This window comes from Pseudomonas sp. NFX15 (assembly GCF_049132105.1).
Taxonomy (GTDB): Bacteria; Pseudomonadota; Gammaproteobacteria; order Pseudomonadales; family Pseudomonadaceae; genus Aquipseudomonas.
This window is the reverse complement of record NZ_JAFMPV010000004.1, coordinates 169016-184661: the sequence shown is the minus strand read 5'-3', so window position 1 is coordinate 184661 and position 15646 is coordinate 169016. Positions and strand designations below refer to the sequence as shown.

Genomic DNA, 15646 nt, shown 5'->3' with positions numbered 1-15646 from the left:
CCTCAACTCAACAACAGGAAAAGATCATGTTCAAGCCTATGGCCCTGGCCGCTGCTGTCCTCACCGCTTTCAGCCTGAACGCCTATGCGGCGAAAACCGAGTTGACGGTGTACACCGCCCTCGAAGCCGAACAGCTGACCGCCTACAAGGCCGCGTTCGAAAAGACCAACCCGGACGTTGAAATCAAGTGGGTGCGCGATTCCACCGGCATCATCACCGCCAAGCTGCTGGCCGAAAAAGCCCGTCCGCAGGCTGACGCGGTGTGGGGCCTGGCGGCTTCCAGCCTGGCGATCCTCGACCAGCAAGGCATGCTGCAAAGCTACGCGCCGAAGGACCTGGGCAAGATCGGCGGCAACTACCGCGACGCCGCCAACCCGCCAGCCTGGGTCGGCATGGATGTCTGGGCCGCGACCATTTGCTTCAACACCGTCGAAGCCGAGAAGCAGGGCCTGACCAAGCCCGTGAGCTGGCAAGACCTGACCAAGCCTGAATACAAAGGCAAGATCGTCATGCCGAACCCGGCCTCGTCCGGCACCGGTTTCCTCGACGTCAGCGCCTGGCTGCAAACCTTCGGCGAGAAGCAGGGCTGGGCCTACATGGACGCACTGCACCAGAACATCGGCCAGTACGTTCACTCCGGTTCCAAGCCTTGCAAACTGGCGGCCGCTGGCGAATTCCCGATCGGTATTTCCTTTGAATACCCGGCCGTCCAGTTGAAACGCCAGGGCGCACCGCTGGACATCATCCTGCCGAAGGAAGGCCTGGGCTGGGAAATCGAAGCGACTGCCGTGATCAAGGGCACCGCCCACGAAGAAGCCGCGAAGAAACTGGCTGACTTCTCTGCCAGCCCTGAAGCGATGGAACTGTACAAAGAAAACTTCGCCGTGCTGGCCCAGCCTGGCATCGCCAAGCCACAGACCGAGCTGCCGGCGGACTACGAGCAGCGCCTGATCAAGAACGACTTTGCCTGGGCGTCGAAGAACCGCGACGAGATCCTGACCGAATGGCGCAAGCGCTATGACGGCAAGTCCGAGAAAGTCGTGGCTAAGTAAGATCTTTATCGGCTGAAAGGGCCTCTTCGCTGGCAAGCCAGCTCCTACAAGTGCGACGCGAACCCTGTAGGTGCCGGCTTGCCGGCGAAGGCGGTCTCGAATGCAGGACAAAACTTAATGACACAACACAACGACATGCTGATCGTCGGCGCCGGCATCCTGGGTTTGTCCCACGCGTATGCCGCTGCCAAGCGCGGTCTCAAGGTCACCGTTTTCGAACGCAGCGCAACGCCGGTCGGCGCTTCGGTGCGTAATTTCGGCCAGGCCCTGGTCACCGGCCAGCCGCCAGGGCCGATGCTGGAACTGGCCCGTGCCAGTCGCGGCATCTGGGGTGACTGGGCGCAACTCGCCGGCCTGCAACTCAAGCGCAATGGCTCGTACCTGTTCGCCCGCACCGAAGCAGAGGAACAATTGCTTGAAGCCTTTTGCGCGGGCCGTGCGATTGAACACGACTACCACGTCGACCTGCTGCGCGGTGCTGCATTGCGCGACTTGTACGGCGGCCAGTTCCGCCATCACCGCGCCGCGTTGCATGGCATGGACGATCAGCAGCTGTATTCGCGCGAAGCGATTCCGGCGCTGATCGACTTCCTGCGCCGCGACCTCGGCGTCGAGTTTCACTTCTCCACGCTGGTGCGCGACATTGAGCCAGGTCGCTTGTACAGCACCGCCGGCAGCTTCAGTGCCGAGCAGATCATCGTCTGCTCCGGCCACGACTACCAGACCTTGCTGGCCGAGCAGATCGCCGAACTCGACCCGCAAATCTGTCGCCTGCAAATGTTGCGTGCCCGACCGCAAATCAACCTCAACCTGCAACACGCGTTGCTCACCGGTTTGAGTTGCGTGCATTACGGTGCTTTCGCCGACTTGCCCGAGGCGGCTGCGGTGCAGGAAGAGATCCTGCAGCACGCACCGCACCTGCACGAAAACGGCATCCACCTGCTGATCAGCCCGACACCCTATGGCGAGTTGATCATCGGCGACTCGCACCATTACGGCAGCGATCCGTCGCCGTTCAATGCCGAACAGATCGATGACTGGATGATCGAACTGGCCGAGCAGACCCTCGGTTGCAAGGTGCAAGTGGTCGAACGCTGGCAGGGTGTCTATGGTTCACGGGGGCCGGGACCGTTCTCGTTCCTGCGCCCGGCAAAAGGCCTGAGCGTGGCGTTGATGCACACCGGCGTCGGCATGAGCGTCGGCCCGGCGATGGCCGAGCACAACGTCGCCACCGTACTGGAGGAAATCTGATGCAGCGCAATGAGCAAGTGATTGCCGAGGTGTTCGGCCTGTACGAACGCTTTGGCGACAGCGATTACATCGGCGAGCCGGTGTCGCAGATCGAGCACATGTCCCAGGCCGCGGAATTGGCCATGGCCGAAGGCTTCGACGATGAAGTGGTGCTGGCGGCGTTCTTTCACGACATCGGGCATATCTGCGCCGACAGCGGCGAGAACATGGGCGGCTTCGGCGTGGTCAGCCACGAACGCCTCGGTGCCGACTACCTGCGTCGCGCCGGTTTCAGCGAGCGCATGGCGCGGCTGGTGGAATACCACGTTCAGGCCAAGCGTTACCTGACGTTGAAAGAGCCGGGGTACTACGAGCGCTTGAGCGAAGCCAGCCGCCGCACCCTGGAATATCAGGGCGGGGTGATGACCGAGGCCGAGGCCGAGGCTGAGGCGTTCGAAAAGGACCCGTTGTGCGCGGTGAGTTTGCGCATGCGCCAGTGGGATGAGTTGGCCAAGGAAATGAACGTACCGCTTCTGGATCTCCACATTCTGAAGAGCAAGGCTTTAGCCCTTTTGCCCCATACGGCTTAAACGACCAGCGCAGATGAAACACCCTACGAGAAATAGAGACTATTCGCGCAGAGTGTTTCAGCGAGACGGGATAGCTTGATCGGCCCCTAACTGAGGAGAGCTATCCCCATGCGTTATTTGAAAGTCACCGCACAAGACCGGAGCGCGAACGGCCGGGCCGATACAGTACTCCTGCATTTTTTCGAGGAATCCAGCGGCTGCGAAGACACGCTCATCCACAAGGCTTACGCGCTGGATATCACCGCCGATGGCAAGGTCGATTTCCAGGTCGGCGATGTAAACAACGACGGCAAGGAAAACACCAAGGACGAGCGTTTGCTCAAGTCGTTTGCGGATGCCTTTTTGCGGCTCAACTGGTTCAATTGCGAGAACACCTGGGCACGCTATCTGAAAATATTCGTCGAAGACTTTGCCAAGGACGGTTCGCCAGACACCGTACGTCTGCATTTTCATGAAGGCGTCGGTAAGCCGCAGGATGAAACCATCGTTTACACCGCTTCGGCTTACGACACCAACAATGACGGCAAACTGGACTGGTTGATCCATTTCGATATGGACAACGACGGTGATCAGGATGCGGTGGACCAGAAACTGGTTTCGCTGCTGAGCACTACTTACCTGAAATTCAAATGGCGCTGACGATAAAGCGCATCAAAGTTGCTGCGCCAAACCCTCAACCTGTTCCTGCCGCTCCGCCTGATTCAATTTGGGATGAGGATTGAGCGACGACCACTGCGGATGCGCCCGCGCCTTGTTCAAAGCCTCGGGCAGTTTGCCTTCGCACCAGCTCTTGTCCTGGGGCGTGGCCACCTGAATGCCGTCCATCGCTGCATGCCCTCGGGTGTTCAGCGCTTGTAACAATTGCCGCTGGCGCAGTGCCAACAGGCGCAGCACATTGTCGTCCACCGTCAGTTCACGCTGGCCCTTGATCTTGCCGAGCAAGCGGCTGCCATAGCTGCGCGCGGTTTGCAGCGCGCCGCCGGCGATGGCACCGGCCAGTGCCGCCGCACCCAGCGTAATCCCACCCACGAGCAAATCGACCCCGGCTCCGGCAGCCGCGCCTGCGGCGATACCACCACCGACGCGCACGCCCAGTTGCTTGAGGGTTTCCGGGTTGAACAGGTCATCGCCCCAACGGCCATCGAGCAACGGCAAATCACTGGCCGCGGCATCCTGTGGGTGGAAGGCGTAGAGCTTGAGCAAGGCTTCGACGCAACGTTGTTCACGTTGCCGCACGGACTTGCGCAGTTCGCTGGTCGCCTGTTGTTCCTGCTCGGCTTCACTGACCACGCTGCGCCGACAAGCCGCGCAATCGATCAGCAATTCGGCAATCAATCGCTGGCCGCTTTGTTGGCGAGCCAGGCGCTGGGCTTGCTGATCGGCGATCAGCCGTTCAAGTTGCGGTCGGGCAGTTTCCAGCAACAGGGCGAGACTTTCATAGAGTCGACGCTCGCCATCCTCCGGCGGCGCGACACTGTCGAAGCGCACCAGGGCGTGCAAACCCAGCCGCGCCAGCGCTTCCCGCCAGGCGAGCTCGCGGTGGTTGGCGCTGCTGACGAAGTTCAGCACCGGCAGCAAGGGTTTGCCGCAACTGGCCAGTACTTCCAGCTCGTCGCGATACTTGGCCAGCACCGGTTCCCGGGCGTCGATCACATAGAGTCCGGCGTCCGACGCGAGCAACTGGCGCAGGACCTTGGCTTCCTGTTCGAAGCGTTGCCGGGCTTCGCTGCCCTCCAGGAAACGCGCCAGGCGCGCCGGCCCGTCGAGGCGTTCGCCGGGGCGCTCCAGGCGTTCGAGGTAGTCGAGCAGGGCGATGGCGTCTTCCAGCCCCGGCGTATCGTAGAGATCAAGTAAGGGCTCGCCGTCCACCGACAACCGTGCACCCTCGACATGCCGCGTGGTGCTGGGACGATGGGACACTTCGCCGAAACCCACGTCACGGGTAAGGGTGCGCAGCAACGAGGTTTTACCGACGTTGGTGTGGCCGACCACGGCGAGTTTCAGCGGCGGTTTGCGAACGTCAGTCATGACCCGTCTCCAGCCAGTTCATCGGCGCGCAATCGGCGAACGGCAACTCCAGCTGTTGCAGCGCCACGTGCCAGTCGCCGAGGCGTTCGGCGTCCAGCGCTTCACCGGGTGGTGCCTGCAATAACCACACGCGGGTGGCGCTGGCGCTGCGGGCCAGTTCGGCGATCAAGGCCAGGCTGCCGCGATCCGGCGAGCGCCTTGGGTCGCAGGCGATAGCCAGGCGTGCAGGCGGGAAGCGGCTCAGTTGTTCGAGGAGTTTGTGCCGCGATTCGCGGCTGTCGAGGACGCCGGCGTTGCTGACGTTTTTCGGCAATGGCGGCGGCCATGGGCGGTCGCCGTCCAGTTCGATGGCGACCAGCAGCGCGCCGTCGCTTTGATGCTCGCTGACGCCGCTTTCCACGCGATGCAGTTGTGCCGGCGCGGCATCGCTGACGCCGAGGCGTTCGCTGGTGGGCATCAGACGTTCGCGCAGTTGCGCGTAACCGGGCAGGTTCAAATCCAGACGCAGTGCTGTTCGCCCGGTCTTCCAGCGCCACAGGCAAAACAGCGCCAGCAACAGGCGCGGCACAACGCCATAGACCAGCAGCACACCCACCAGCCAAGCCGCCCAGGCCTGGCGGGCACTTTCGATGTTCAGCGCGGCATCGCCGCTGGCGCGGATCATCTCCACCGTCGGCACGCTGAAGCCGAGCAGAGCTGGCACCGCGCCGAGGGCCTGGGTCACGGTAATGAAGGTATCGGCGCTGAGAATGGTGGTTTCCCAGACGAAGCCGTAGCGCCGGGTCGCCATCAACATCAGCAGGATCACCAGCGCGCTGAGCATCGCCAGCAACCACAGGCTGTTGACCAGCACACCGATGGCCCAACGATTGAGTTTCCGGCGTTGCAGCAGCAACAGCAGGGCGGGCGCCAGTTGCGCGGCTTTGGCGTCGCGGGCGAGTTTTTCACTGAGCCATAGCCACAGGCGCCCGAGGCTGGCCCCGTGTTCGCCGGCAAACACCAGGCCCAGCGCCCAACTGAGCAGCAGAATCAGATTGAGCCCGAGCAGGCTGCCCAAGGCCCAGAACACATTCACCGGCGTTTGCCCGTCGTTCAATGCGGCGAACGCCAGGCCGGCGCCGCTGATGACGGCCAATATCGCCAACACCAGCAGCGCCAGGCGTGCGCCTTGCAGCCAGTGGTTGAGGGCGGTGGCCAGGCCATCGCGTTCCGCCAGCCACAGGGCTCGGCGTTGAATGCGCGTCGGCAAATCGCCGCCAGCGCTGCGGGCCAGTCGGTTGGCTTCCAGGTCTTCCAGGGGGCCGGCATGTTCTTCGCGCAGGCGGATGGTTTCTGTCAGCCAGAGGTTATTCAGTTCAGTCACGCGGCATCCCGTCGCTCAATTGAGCTGTGAGCATAACCGCTGTGGCGCTTATCGGCGAAAGCACGGCTCTGGTATCCTCGCCCGCATGACTAAATCACTCCCCCTCAGCCTGATCGCAGCCCTCGGTGAAAACCGTGTGATCGGCGTCGACAACAGCATGCCCTGGCACCTGCCGGGGGACTTCAAATACTTCAAGGCCACCACCTTGGGCAAGCCGATCATCATGGGTCGCAAGACCTGGGATTCCCTCGGTCGCCCGTTGCCAGGGCGCTTGAACATCGTGGTCAGCCGCCAGGCGGATTTACAGCTCGAAGGCGCGGAAGTCTATCCGTCGCTGGAAGCGGCCATCGTTCGCGCCCAAGCCTGGGCGAAAGAGCAGGGCGTTGATGAGCTGATGCTGATTGGCGGCGCGCAGTTGTATACGCAAGGGCTGGCCCAGGCCGATCGCTTGTACCTGACCCGCGTGGCGCTGAGCCCGGAAGGGGATGCGTGGTTTCCCGAGTTTGATTTGAATCAATGGAAACGGGTGTCGAATGTGCCGAACCCGGCGGAAGGCGACAAGCCAGCGTACAACTTTGAGGTGTGGGAGAAGGTTTAAGAGCTTCGCTGGCAAGCCAGCTCCTACAGGTTGGGTACAACTCAACCCTTGTAGGAGCTGGCTTGCCAGCGAAGAGGCCAGATCAGACGCTAAAGAATTTAAGCGTGAGCCAGCTCCGAATGCTCGTCGGCCTCCAGCAGCGCCTTGTCGGTCTGCTGCATCACCTGGCTGGTGATCGCCCCGGCCGTCATCGAACCACTGACGTTCAACGCCGTACGCCCCATATCAATCAGCGGCTCGACCGAAATCAGCAACGCCACCAGTGACACCGGCAAGCCCATCGCCGGCAGCACGATCAAGGCGGCAAACGTCGCGCCACCACCGACCCCGGCCACACCGGCCGAACTCAGCGTGACAATCGCCACCAGCGTTGCAATCCACAGTGGGTCCAGCGGGTTGATGCCCACGGTCGGCGCGACCATCACCGCCAACATCGCCGGGTATAGACCGGCACAGCCATTCTGGCCAATGGTCGCGCCGAACGAGGCGGCGAAACTGGCGATGGATTGCGGGATGCCCAAGCGGCTGGTCTGCGCTTCGATGCTTAAAGGAATAGTCGCCGCGCTGGAGCGGCTGGTGAAGGCAAACGTCAGCACTGGCCAGACCTTGCGGAAGAAGCGCAGCGGATTGATCCCGGCGGCCGACACCAGCACGCCATGCACCACGAACATCAGGCCCAGGCCGATGTAGGACACCACCACGAAACTGCCGAGCTTGATAATGTCTTGCAGGTTGGAGCCGGCGACCACTTTGGTCATCAGTGCCAGCACGCCGTACGGGGTCAGCTTCATTACCAGGCGCACCAAACGCATCACCCAGGCTTGCAGGGTGTCGATGGCGTTTATCACTTTCTGACCTTTTTCGGCATCATCCTTGAGCAGCTGCAGCGCCGCGACACCGAGGAACGCGGCGAAAATCACCACGCTGATGATCGACGTCGGCTTGGCCCGTGCCAGGTCGGCGAATGGATTCTGTGGGATGAACGACAGCAACAGCTGCGGCACATTCAGGTCGGCGACCTTGCCGGCGTAGTCAGTCTGGATGGTTTGCAGCCGGGCCAATTCCTGGGTGCCGGCCACCAGGCCTTCGGCAGTCAGGCCGAACAGATTGGTCAGGCCAATACCGATCAACGCGGCGATGGCCGTGGTGAACAGCAGCGTGCCGATGGTCAAGAAGCTGATCTTGCCCAGCGACGAAGCATTGTGCAGGCGGGCCACCGCGCTGAGGATCGAGGCGAACACCAGCGGGATCACGATCATTTGCAGCAGTTGCACGTACCCGTTGCCCACCAGATCGAACCAGCCGATCGAGGCTTTCAGTACCGGATCACCGGCACCGTAAACAGCGTGCAACGCCACACCAAATGCCACGCCCAGCACCAGCGCGAGCAGGACTTTTTTCGCCAGGCTCCAGGTGGTGCGGCGGGTTTGTGCCAGCGCGACGAGCAGGGCGAGGAACACCAGCAGATTGAGGATCAGCGGCAGATTCATGAAGACTCCGATAAGACTTGTGCTGGTTGCACCCTGGGGCAACCGCGAACCGGCAAGCCTAACAGCTTGAAAAGTAATGAATTAATATCGAAAACGCATGGTGACTGTCGTTTTTGGAATAAGCGGATGTCGCTGTCGGTAATGCACTTGGCGCGATAGGTACGTCAGCGGTCGCTGACAGACGAGGACTGTCACACTTATTTGTTAGCGTCGATGTCTTTCATTCAGGGAGATATGCACATGAAGTTCGCACCGAAATTTCTGGCTGCAGCCATTTGCCTCGGCCTTGCCGGCCAGGCTCTCGCAACGGATCTGAAACACTGGCCGGCCGACCAGGCCAAGGCGCTGGACGCGATGATCGCCGCCAACGCCAACAAGGGTAACTACGCGGTGTTCGACATGGACAACACCAGTTACCGCTACGACCTCGAAGAGTCGTTGCTGCCATACATGGAGAACAAGGGCCTGATCACCCGCGAGAAGCTTGATCCCTCCCTGAAACTGATGCCGTTCAAGGACACCGCCGACCACAAGGAAAGCCTGTTCAGCTACTACTACCGCCTCTGCGAAGTCGACGACATGGTTTGTTATCCATGGGTCGCCCAGGTGTTTTCCGGCTTCACGCTCAAGGAACTCAAAGGCTACGTCGACGAAATGATGGCGTCCGGCAAACCGGTACCGGCCACGTATTACGAAGGCGATGTGGTCAAGAAACTCGACGTCAACCCGCCGAAGCTTTTCACTGGCCAGCAAGAGCTGTACAACAAGTTGATGGAGAACGGCATCGAGGTCTACGTGATGACCGCCGCCTCCGAAGAACTGGTGCGCATGGTCGCGGCGGATCCGAAGTACGGCTACAACGTCAAGCCGCAAAACGTGATCGGCGTCTCGCTGCTGCTCAAGGACCCGAAGACCGGCGAGCTGACCACCGCACGCAAGCAGATCACCGCCGGCAAATATGACGAGAAGGCCAACCTCGGCCTCGAACTGACTCCGTACCTGTGGACCCCGGCCACCTGGATGGCCGGCAAGCAAGCGGCGATCCTGACCTACATCGATGAGTGGAAAAAACCGGTGCTGGTCGGCGGCGACACCCCGAGCAGCGACGGCTACATGTTGTTCCACAGCGTTGACGTGGCCAAGGGCGGCATCCACCTGTGGGTCAACCGCAAGGACAAATACATGACCCAGCTCCAGGGCATGATGGCCAAGAACGCCGCAGCCCAGGCCAAGGAAGGGTTGACGGTGACGGCCGACAAGAACTGGGTGATCGTCAAGCCTGAAGAAATCCAGTAACACCGAGGCGCTCCAATCGCTGGCAAGCCAGCTCCTACAGGAAGCGGAGCGGTCAAAAAAATGCCCCGCACATGGCGGGGCATTTTTATGTCGGTGATTGACGCTTACAGACCGTCAAGCATCGCCTTGTCACGCACAGCTCCCTTGTCGGCGCTGGTCGCCAGCAGGGCGTAGGCTTTCAGCGCGGTGGTCACTTTACGTGGACGCACTTCCACCGGTTTCCAGCCTTTCTTGTCCTGCTCGACCCGGCGTACGGCCAGTTCTTCATCGCTGACCAACAGATTGATCGAGCGGTTCGGGATGTCGATCAACACCTTGTCGCCGTCCTGCACCAGGCCGATTGCACCACCGGCAGCCGCTTCAGGCGAAGCGTGGCCGATGGACAGGCCCGAGGTGCCTCCGGAGAAACGGCCGTCGGTGAGCAGGGCGCAGGCTTTGCCCAGGCCTTTGGATTTCAGGTACGAGGTCGGGTAGAGCATCTCTTGCATGCCCGGGCCGCCTTTCGGGCCTTCGTAGCGAATGATGACGATGTCGCCTTCCTTCACTTCGTCGGCGAGGATGCCGCGCACGGCGCTGTCCTGGCTTTCGAAGATCTTCGCGTTGCCTTCGAACACGTGGATCGACTCGTCGACGCCGGCGGTTTTCACCACGCAACCGTCCAGGGCGATGTTGCCGTAGAGCACGGCCAGGCCGCCTTCTTGCGAGTACGCGTGCTCGACACTGCGGATGCAGCCGTTTTCACGATCGTCGTCCAGGGTTTCCCAACGGGTCGACTGGCTGAATGCAGTTTGCGTCGGGATGCCTGCAGGACCGGCCTTGAAGAAGTGGTGCACGGCTTCGTCGGTGGTCTGGGTGATGTCCCACTTGGCGATGGCTTCTTCCATGCTGCGGCTGTGCACGGTCGGCAGTTGGGTGTGCAGCAAACCGCCGCGGGCCAGCGAGCCGAGGATGCTGAAGATCCCGCCGGCGCGGTGCACGTCTTCCATGTGGTACTTCTGGATGTTCGGCGCGACCTTGCACAGTTGCGGCACGTGCCGGGACAGACGGTCGATGTCGCGCAGGTCGAAATCGATCTCGGCTTCCTGGGCAGCGGCCAGCAGGTGCAGGATGGTGTTGGTGGAACCGCCCATGGCGATGTCCAGGGTCATCGCGTTCTCGAACGCCTGGAAGTTGGCGATGTTGCGCGGCAACACCGACTCATCGTTGTCGCCGTAGTAACGCTTGCACAGCTCGACGATGGTGCGGCCAGCCTGCAGGAACAGCTGTTCGCGGTCGCTGTGGGTGGCCAGGGTCGAACCGTTGCCCGGCAATGCCAGGCCCAGGGCTTCAACCAGGCAGTTCATCGAGTTGGCGGTGAACATGCCGGAGCACGAACCGCAGGTCGGGCAGGCGCTGCGCTCGTACTCGGCGACTTTCTCGTCAGAAGCGCTGGCGTCGGCGGCGATCACCATGGCGTCGACCAGGTCGAGGCCGTGGGAAGCGAGTTTGGTCTTGCCGGCTTCCATCGGGCCGCCGGAGACGAAGATCACCGGGATGTTCAGGCGCAGGGATGCCATCAGCATGCCCGGGGTGATCTTGTCGCAGTTGGAAATGCAGACGATGGCGTCGGCGCAGTGGGCGTTGACCATGTACTCGACGGAGTCGGCGATGATCTCGCGGCTCGGCAGCGAATACAGCATGCCGTCATGGCCCATGGCGATGCCGTCGTCGACCGCGATGGTGTTGAATTCTTTTGCCACGCCACCGGCGCGTTCGATCTCGCGGGCGACCAGTTGGCCCAGGTCCTTGAGGTGCACGTGGCCCGGTACGAACTGGGTGAACGAGTTGGCAATGGCGATGATCGGCTTTTTGAAGTCGTCATCTTTCATCCCCGTGGCGCGCCACAGTGCGCGGGCACCGGCCATGTTGCGGCCGTGGGTGGATGTTTTCGAACGGTAATCAGGCATGAAGCACTCCGGGCGGCTAATCAGGTATCAAAAGGGAAGTGAGCTTCTATTGACGTCTGGAACACTCAGAAATAGCCGGGTGTCCGGAAGTTGCCGATAACTTTGCGGGATCGCCGCGCGCTTCAGCTTGAGCTCATAAACCCGCCGGGGATGACTGGCGATGAATGTTCGCGATTCTACACGGCTGGCGGCTGGAGGGAATGGCTGCAAGCGTGGAGGCAGGATTCACAAGACGTGCGGCCAGGCCTGCGGCACATCACAGAGCGATTTACTGTAGGAGCGAGCTTGCTCGCGATGAGCCTGAGGGCGCGACGAATAACCAGACACGCAGGTTATCGTTGACGACCATCGCGAGCGAGCTCGCTCCTACAAGGGGTTAGCTGTTAGGCAGCAACCGGCAAGTAATGCTCTTGATGTAGCGGGTTTCAGCAATCGCTGGATGCACCGGGTGATCCGGGCCCTGGCCGCCGCGCTCCAGCATCTGGATATTGCGGTCCAGGTGGCGGGCGCTGGTCAGCAGGATGTTTTGCAGGTCGTCTTCCGGCAGGTGCATCGAGCAGGAGGCGCTGAACAGAATGCCGTCCTTGGTCAGCAGGCGCATGGCTTGCTCGTTCAGGCGGCGGTAGGCGCCTTCGCCGTTTTTCATGTCCTTTTTGCGTTTGATGAACGCCGGCGGGTCGGCCACGATCACGTCGAAACGCTCTTCGCTGGCTTTCAGCTCTTTGAGGGCTTCGAACACGTCGCCTTCGATGCAGGTCATTTTCTCGGCGAAACCGTTCAGCGCGGCGTTGCGCTCAACACCGTCGAGGGCGAAGGCCGAGGCGTCGACGCAGAACACTTCGCTGGCGCCGAATGCAGCGGCTTGTACACCCCAGCCGCCGATGTAGCTGTACAGGTCGAGGACGCGTTTGCCCTTGGCGTAGGGCGCCAGGCGTGCGCGGTTCATGCGGTGGTCGTAGAACCAGCCGGTTTTCTGGCCCTGAATGACCGGGGCTTCGAACTTCACGCCGTTCTCTTCCAGCGCAACCCACTCCGGCACCAGGCCGAACACGGTTTCGACGTAGCGGGTGAGGCCTTCGGCGTCACGGGCGGCGGAGTCGTTCTTGAACAGGATGCCGCTTGGCTTGAGCACTTGTGTCAGCGCCGCGATCACGTCTTCTTTATGAGCTTCCATGGTCGCCGAGGCGATCTGCACCACCAGGATGTCGCCGAAGCGGTCGACCACCAGGCCTGGCAGCAGGTCGGAATCGCCGTAGACCAGGCGATAGAACGGCTTGTCGAACAGTCGATCACGCAGCGACAGGGCGACGTTCAGGCGGTGTACCAGTAGCGACTTGTCCAGCGGCAACTTGATGTCGCGCGACAGCACGCGGGCGCAGATCAGGTTGTTCGGGCTCATGGCAACGATGCCCAGCGGCTTGCCGCCGGCGGCTTCCAGGATCGCCTGGTCGCCGGCCTTGAAACCGTGCAAAGGTGTGGCGGCTACATCGATTTCGTTGCTGTAGACCCACAAGTGACCGTTGCGCAGACGACGGTCGGCGTTGGCTTTGAGGCGCAGGCTAGGCAGGGACATGTCGTCGCTCCGGAAAAAAGAGCGGGAGTATAGCGTGTTGAGCCCCCGGATTGCCCTGCGAATGGACATGTGGCGAGGGGGCTTGCCCACGTTGGGGCACGAAGCGGCGCCACAAATGGGCCTGCTACGCAGTCCAACGGGGGCAAGCCCCCTCGCCACAACGGCTTGTTCTGGAGATTGGGGATGTCGGATCCAACTTTATAAAGGTTAGAATCGCCGCCTGACCCAGAGTGTGTACTTATGTCCCAAGAGCTGACTTCCGAACAGATCCAACAAGCCCTGCAGGGCATCAGCGTACCGGCCCAGCCGCAAATCATGGTGGATTTGCAGATGGAGCAGTACATGCCCGACCCGGATCTGGAAGTCATTGCCAAGCTGATTTCCCAGGACCCGGGCCTTTCCGGTTCCTTGCTGAAAATCGTCAACTCCCCGTACTACGGCCTGAGCAACAAGATTGCCTCGATCCAGCGCGCGGTGAATTTGCTGGGCAGCCGCTCGATCATCAACCTGATCAACGCGCAGTCGATCAAGGGCGAAATGAACGACGACACCATCGTCACGTTGAACCGTTTCTGGGACACCGCCCAGGACGTGGCCATGACCTGCCTGACCCTGGCCAAGCGCATCGGCGTTGAAAATGGCGACGAAGCCTACGCCCTGGGCCTGTTCCACGACTGTGGCGTGCCGTTGATGCTCCAGCGGTTCCCCGACTACATGGGTGTTCTGGAGCAGGCCTATGCCAACGCCAGCGCCGAATGCCGGGTGGCGGACACCGAAAACCAGGCGTTTAATACCAATCACTCGGTGGTGGGCTATTACACGGCCAAGTCGTGGCGCCTGCCGGAGCATGTGAGCGCGGCGATTGCCAATCACCACAATGCGCTGGCGATTTTCAGCGACGAGACTTCGCGCAACAGTTCGTTGAAGAACTTGCTGGCGATCCTGAAGATGGCCGAGCACATTTGTGCGTCCTACCGGGTGCTGGGTAATCAGAGCGAAGATCGCGAGTGGAACAGCATCGCACCGCTGGTGCTCGATTATGTCGGCCTCTCGGACTATGACTTCGAAACGCTGAAGCAGACGATTCGCGACCTCGGCGCTCATCGCTGAGCGTCGGACCTTTCCAGGCCGCGGGCCTGATTCGAGAACACCATGCCTGAACTGCCGGAAGTCGAAACCACCCGTCGCGGCATCGCGCCGCACCTGGAAGGCCAGCGTGTCAGCCGGGTGATTGTGCGTGACCGGCGCTTGCGCTGGCCGATCCCCGAAGACCTCGATGTGCGGTTGTCGGGGCAGCGTATCGTGCTGGTGGAGCGGCGCGCCAAATACCTGTTGATCAACGCCGAAGTCGGTACCTTGATCAGCCATTTGGGCATGTCGGGCAATTTGCGTCTGGTGGAGGCCGGGTTGCCGGCAGCCAAGCATGAGCATGTGGACATCGAGTTGGAGTCGGGACTGGCGTTGCGCTACACCGACCCAAGACGCTTTGGCGCGATGCTCTGGAGCCTCGACCCGCTCAATCACGAGCTGTTGATTCGCCTGGGGCCGGAGCCGCTGACCGACCTGTTCGACGGCGAGCGCCTGTTCCAGCTGTCCCGTGGCCGCTCGATGGCGGTCAAGCCGTTCATCATGGACAACGCGGTGGTGGTGGGCGTCGGCAATATCTACGCGACCGAAGCGTTGTTCGCCGCCGGGATCGACCCACGCCGCGAGGCCAACAGCATTTCCCGGGCGCGGTATTTGAAACTGGCGGTCGAGATCAAGCGCATCCTCGCGGCCGCCATCGAGCGCGGCGGTACCACGTTGCGCGACTTTATCGGCGGTGATGGGCAGCCTGGGTATTTCCAGCAGGAACTGTTCGTGTACGGGCGCGGGGGCGAGCCCTGCAAGGTCTGTGGCACAGCGCTGCGGGAAGTGAAGCTTGGGCAGCGTGCCAGCGTTTTTTGCCCGCGGTGTCAGCGCTGAAGGGCTTCGCCGGCAAGCCGGCTCCTACAGGGGGCGCGAGCATCTGTAGGCGCTGGCTTGCCAGCGATGGCGGCTTGACAGGCGCTGAAGGGCTCAAGCCTTGCCGGTAATCTTGCGGTACTTCTCCATCAACTGCTCTTCAGTCTCTGGATGGGCTTCGTCCAACGGAATGCAATCGACCGGGCAAACCTGCTGGCACTGAGGTTCGTCGTAGTGGCCGACGCACTGGGTGCACAGGTTCGGGTCGATCACGTAGATCTCTTCACCCTGGGAAATGGCGGCGTTTGGGCACTCGGGTTCGCAGACGTCGCAGTTGATGCAATCGTCGGTGATGATCAGGGACATGCTAACTCCAGCCGGGGCGGCAGGCCCGGGCGCAATAAATCAATGCGCAATTGTGCCGCATTGGTGGGCGCTATGCACGCGGGCGCGACGTTCTGTAGGAGCCGGCTTGCTGGCGATGGCGGTGTGTCAGGTGCACCGCGTTGTATTGATCGCCAGCAAGCCGGTTCCTA

At 61.5% G+C, this 15646-nt stretch carries 14 protein-coding genes; 8 read left to right on the top strand and 6 right to left on the bottom strand.

Going from position 1 to position 15646, the window contains the following annotated elements; all coding sequences use genetic code 11:
* The first annotated feature begins 26 nt into the window (after positions 1-26).
* The 4 genes from J1D76_RS06205 (at position 27) to J1D76_RS06190 (ending at position 3511) form a co-directional block, all read left to right on the top strand.
* Positions 27-1052: a putative 2-aminoethylphosphonate ABC transporter substrate-binding protein gene (locus tag J1D76_RS06205; RefSeq protein ID WP_421137516.1), complete on the top strand. Its 1026-nt coding sequence runs from the start codon at positions 27-29 to the stop codon at positions 1050-1052.
* A gap of 117 nt (positions 1053-1169) precedes the next feature.
* Positions 1170-2303 carry a TIGR03364 family FAD-dependent oxidoreductase gene (locus J1D76_RS06200; RefSeq protein ID WP_421137515.1) on the top strand — a complete coding sequence of 378 codons (1134 nt, stop codon included), beginning with the start codon at positions 1170-1172 and terminating at the stop codon, positions 2301-2303.
* Positions 2303-2872, top strand: coding sequence for a phosphonate degradation HD-domain oxygenase (locus J1D76_RS06195; RefSeq protein WP_421137514.1), 570 nt, complete (start codon positions 2303-2305; stop codon positions 2870-2872). The genes J1D76_RS06200 and J1D76_RS06195 overlap by 1 nt, the downstream gene beginning before the upstream one ends.
* A gap of 108 nt (positions 2873-2980) precedes the next feature.
* Positions 2981-3511, top strand: a complete 531-nt coding sequence (locus J1D76_RS06190; protein WP_421137513.1) for a hypothetical protein — start codon at positions 2981-2983, stop codon at positions 3509-3511.
* A 12-nt stretch (positions 3512-3523) separates the two neighbouring features.
* Here J1D76_RS06190 and J1D76_RS06185 read toward each other — a convergent pair whose 3' ends face one another.
* Both J1D76_RS06185 and J1D76_RS06180 read right to left on the bottom strand, forming a co-directional pair.
* A complete protein-coding gene (locus J1D76_RS06185; RefSeq protein WP_421137512.1) occupies positions 3524-4900 on the bottom strand; it encodes a GTPase/DUF3482 domain-containing protein in 1377 nt (458 codons plus the stop codon).
* Positions 4893-6263 carry a DUF2868 domain-containing protein gene (locus tag J1D76_RS06180; protein ID WP_421137511.1) on the bottom strand — a complete coding sequence of 457 codons (1371 nt, stop codon included), beginning with the start codon at positions 6261-6263 and terminating at the stop codon, positions 4893-4895. The genes J1D76_RS06185 and J1D76_RS06180 overlap by 8 nt, the downstream gene beginning before the upstream one ends.
* An 85-nt stretch (positions 6264-6348) precedes the next feature.
* Between J1D76_RS06180 and J1D76_RS06175 the strand changes: the two genes are divergently transcribed.
* Positions 6349-6861, top strand: a complete 513-nt coding sequence (locus J1D76_RS06175) for a dihydrofolate reductase (RefSeq protein ID WP_421137510.1) — start codon at positions 6349-6351, stop codon at positions 6859-6861.
* 98 nt (positions 6862-6959) lie between these two features.
* On the opposite strand, the gene J1D76_RS06170 is transcribed toward J1D76_RS06175, so the two are convergent.
* Positions 6960-8351, bottom strand: a complete 1392-nt coding sequence (locus tag J1D76_RS06170; RefSeq protein WP_421137509.1) for an L-cystine transporter — start codon at positions 8349-8351, stop codon at positions 6960-6962.
* A 240-nt stretch (positions 8352-8591) separates the two neighbouring features.
* Here J1D76_RS06170 and J1D76_RS06165 point away from each other — a divergent pair, with 240 nt between their 5' ends.
* Complete coding sequence (locus J1D76_RS06165; protein WP_421137508.1) at positions 8592-9647, top strand: haloacid dehalogenase-like hydrolase; 1056 nt, start codon at positions 8592-8594, stop codon at positions 9645-9647.
* Between the two features lie 104 nt (positions 9648-9751).
* On the opposite strand, the gene ilvD is transcribed toward J1D76_RS06165, so the two are convergent.
* Positions 9752-11593, bottom strand: a complete 1842-nt coding sequence (ilvD, locus tag J1D76_RS06160) for a dihydroxy-acid dehydratase (RefSeq protein ID WP_421137507.1) — start codon at positions 11591-11593, stop codon at positions 9752-9754.
* Positions 11594-11969: 376 nt separating this feature from the next.
* The gene (locus tag J1D76_RS06155; protein ID WP_421137506.1) at positions 11970-13166 is read right to left on the bottom strand and encodes a class I SAM-dependent rRNA methyltransferase; all 1197 of its coding nucleotides are present in this window, start codon (positions 13164-13166) and stop codon (positions 11970-11972) included.
* Between the two features lie 240 nt (positions 13167-13406).
* Between J1D76_RS06155 and J1D76_RS06150 the strand changes: the two genes are divergently transcribed.
* Positions 13407-14276 carry an HDOD domain-containing protein gene (locus J1D76_RS06150; protein ID WP_421137505.1) on the top strand — a complete coding sequence of 290 codons (870 nt, stop codon included), beginning with the start codon at positions 13407-13409 and terminating at the stop codon, positions 14274-14276.
* 42 nt (positions 14277-14318) lie between these two features.
* Positions 14319-15131: a bifunctional DNA-formamidopyrimidine glycosylase/DNA-(apurinic or apyrimidinic site) lyase gene (mutM, locus tag J1D76_RS06145; protein ID WP_421137504.1), complete on the top strand. Its 813-nt coding sequence runs from the start codon at positions 14319-14321 to the stop codon at positions 15129-15131.
* A gap of 93 nt (positions 15132-15224) precedes the next feature.
* On the opposite strand, the gene J1D76_RS06140 is transcribed toward mutM, so the two are convergent.
* Positions 15225-15476, bottom strand: a complete 252-nt coding sequence (locus J1D76_RS06140) for a YfhL family 4Fe-4S dicluster ferredoxin (RefSeq protein WP_003195146.1) — start codon at positions 15474-15476, stop codon at positions 15225-15227.
* Between the last annotated feature and the right edge of the window lie 170 nt (positions 15477-15646).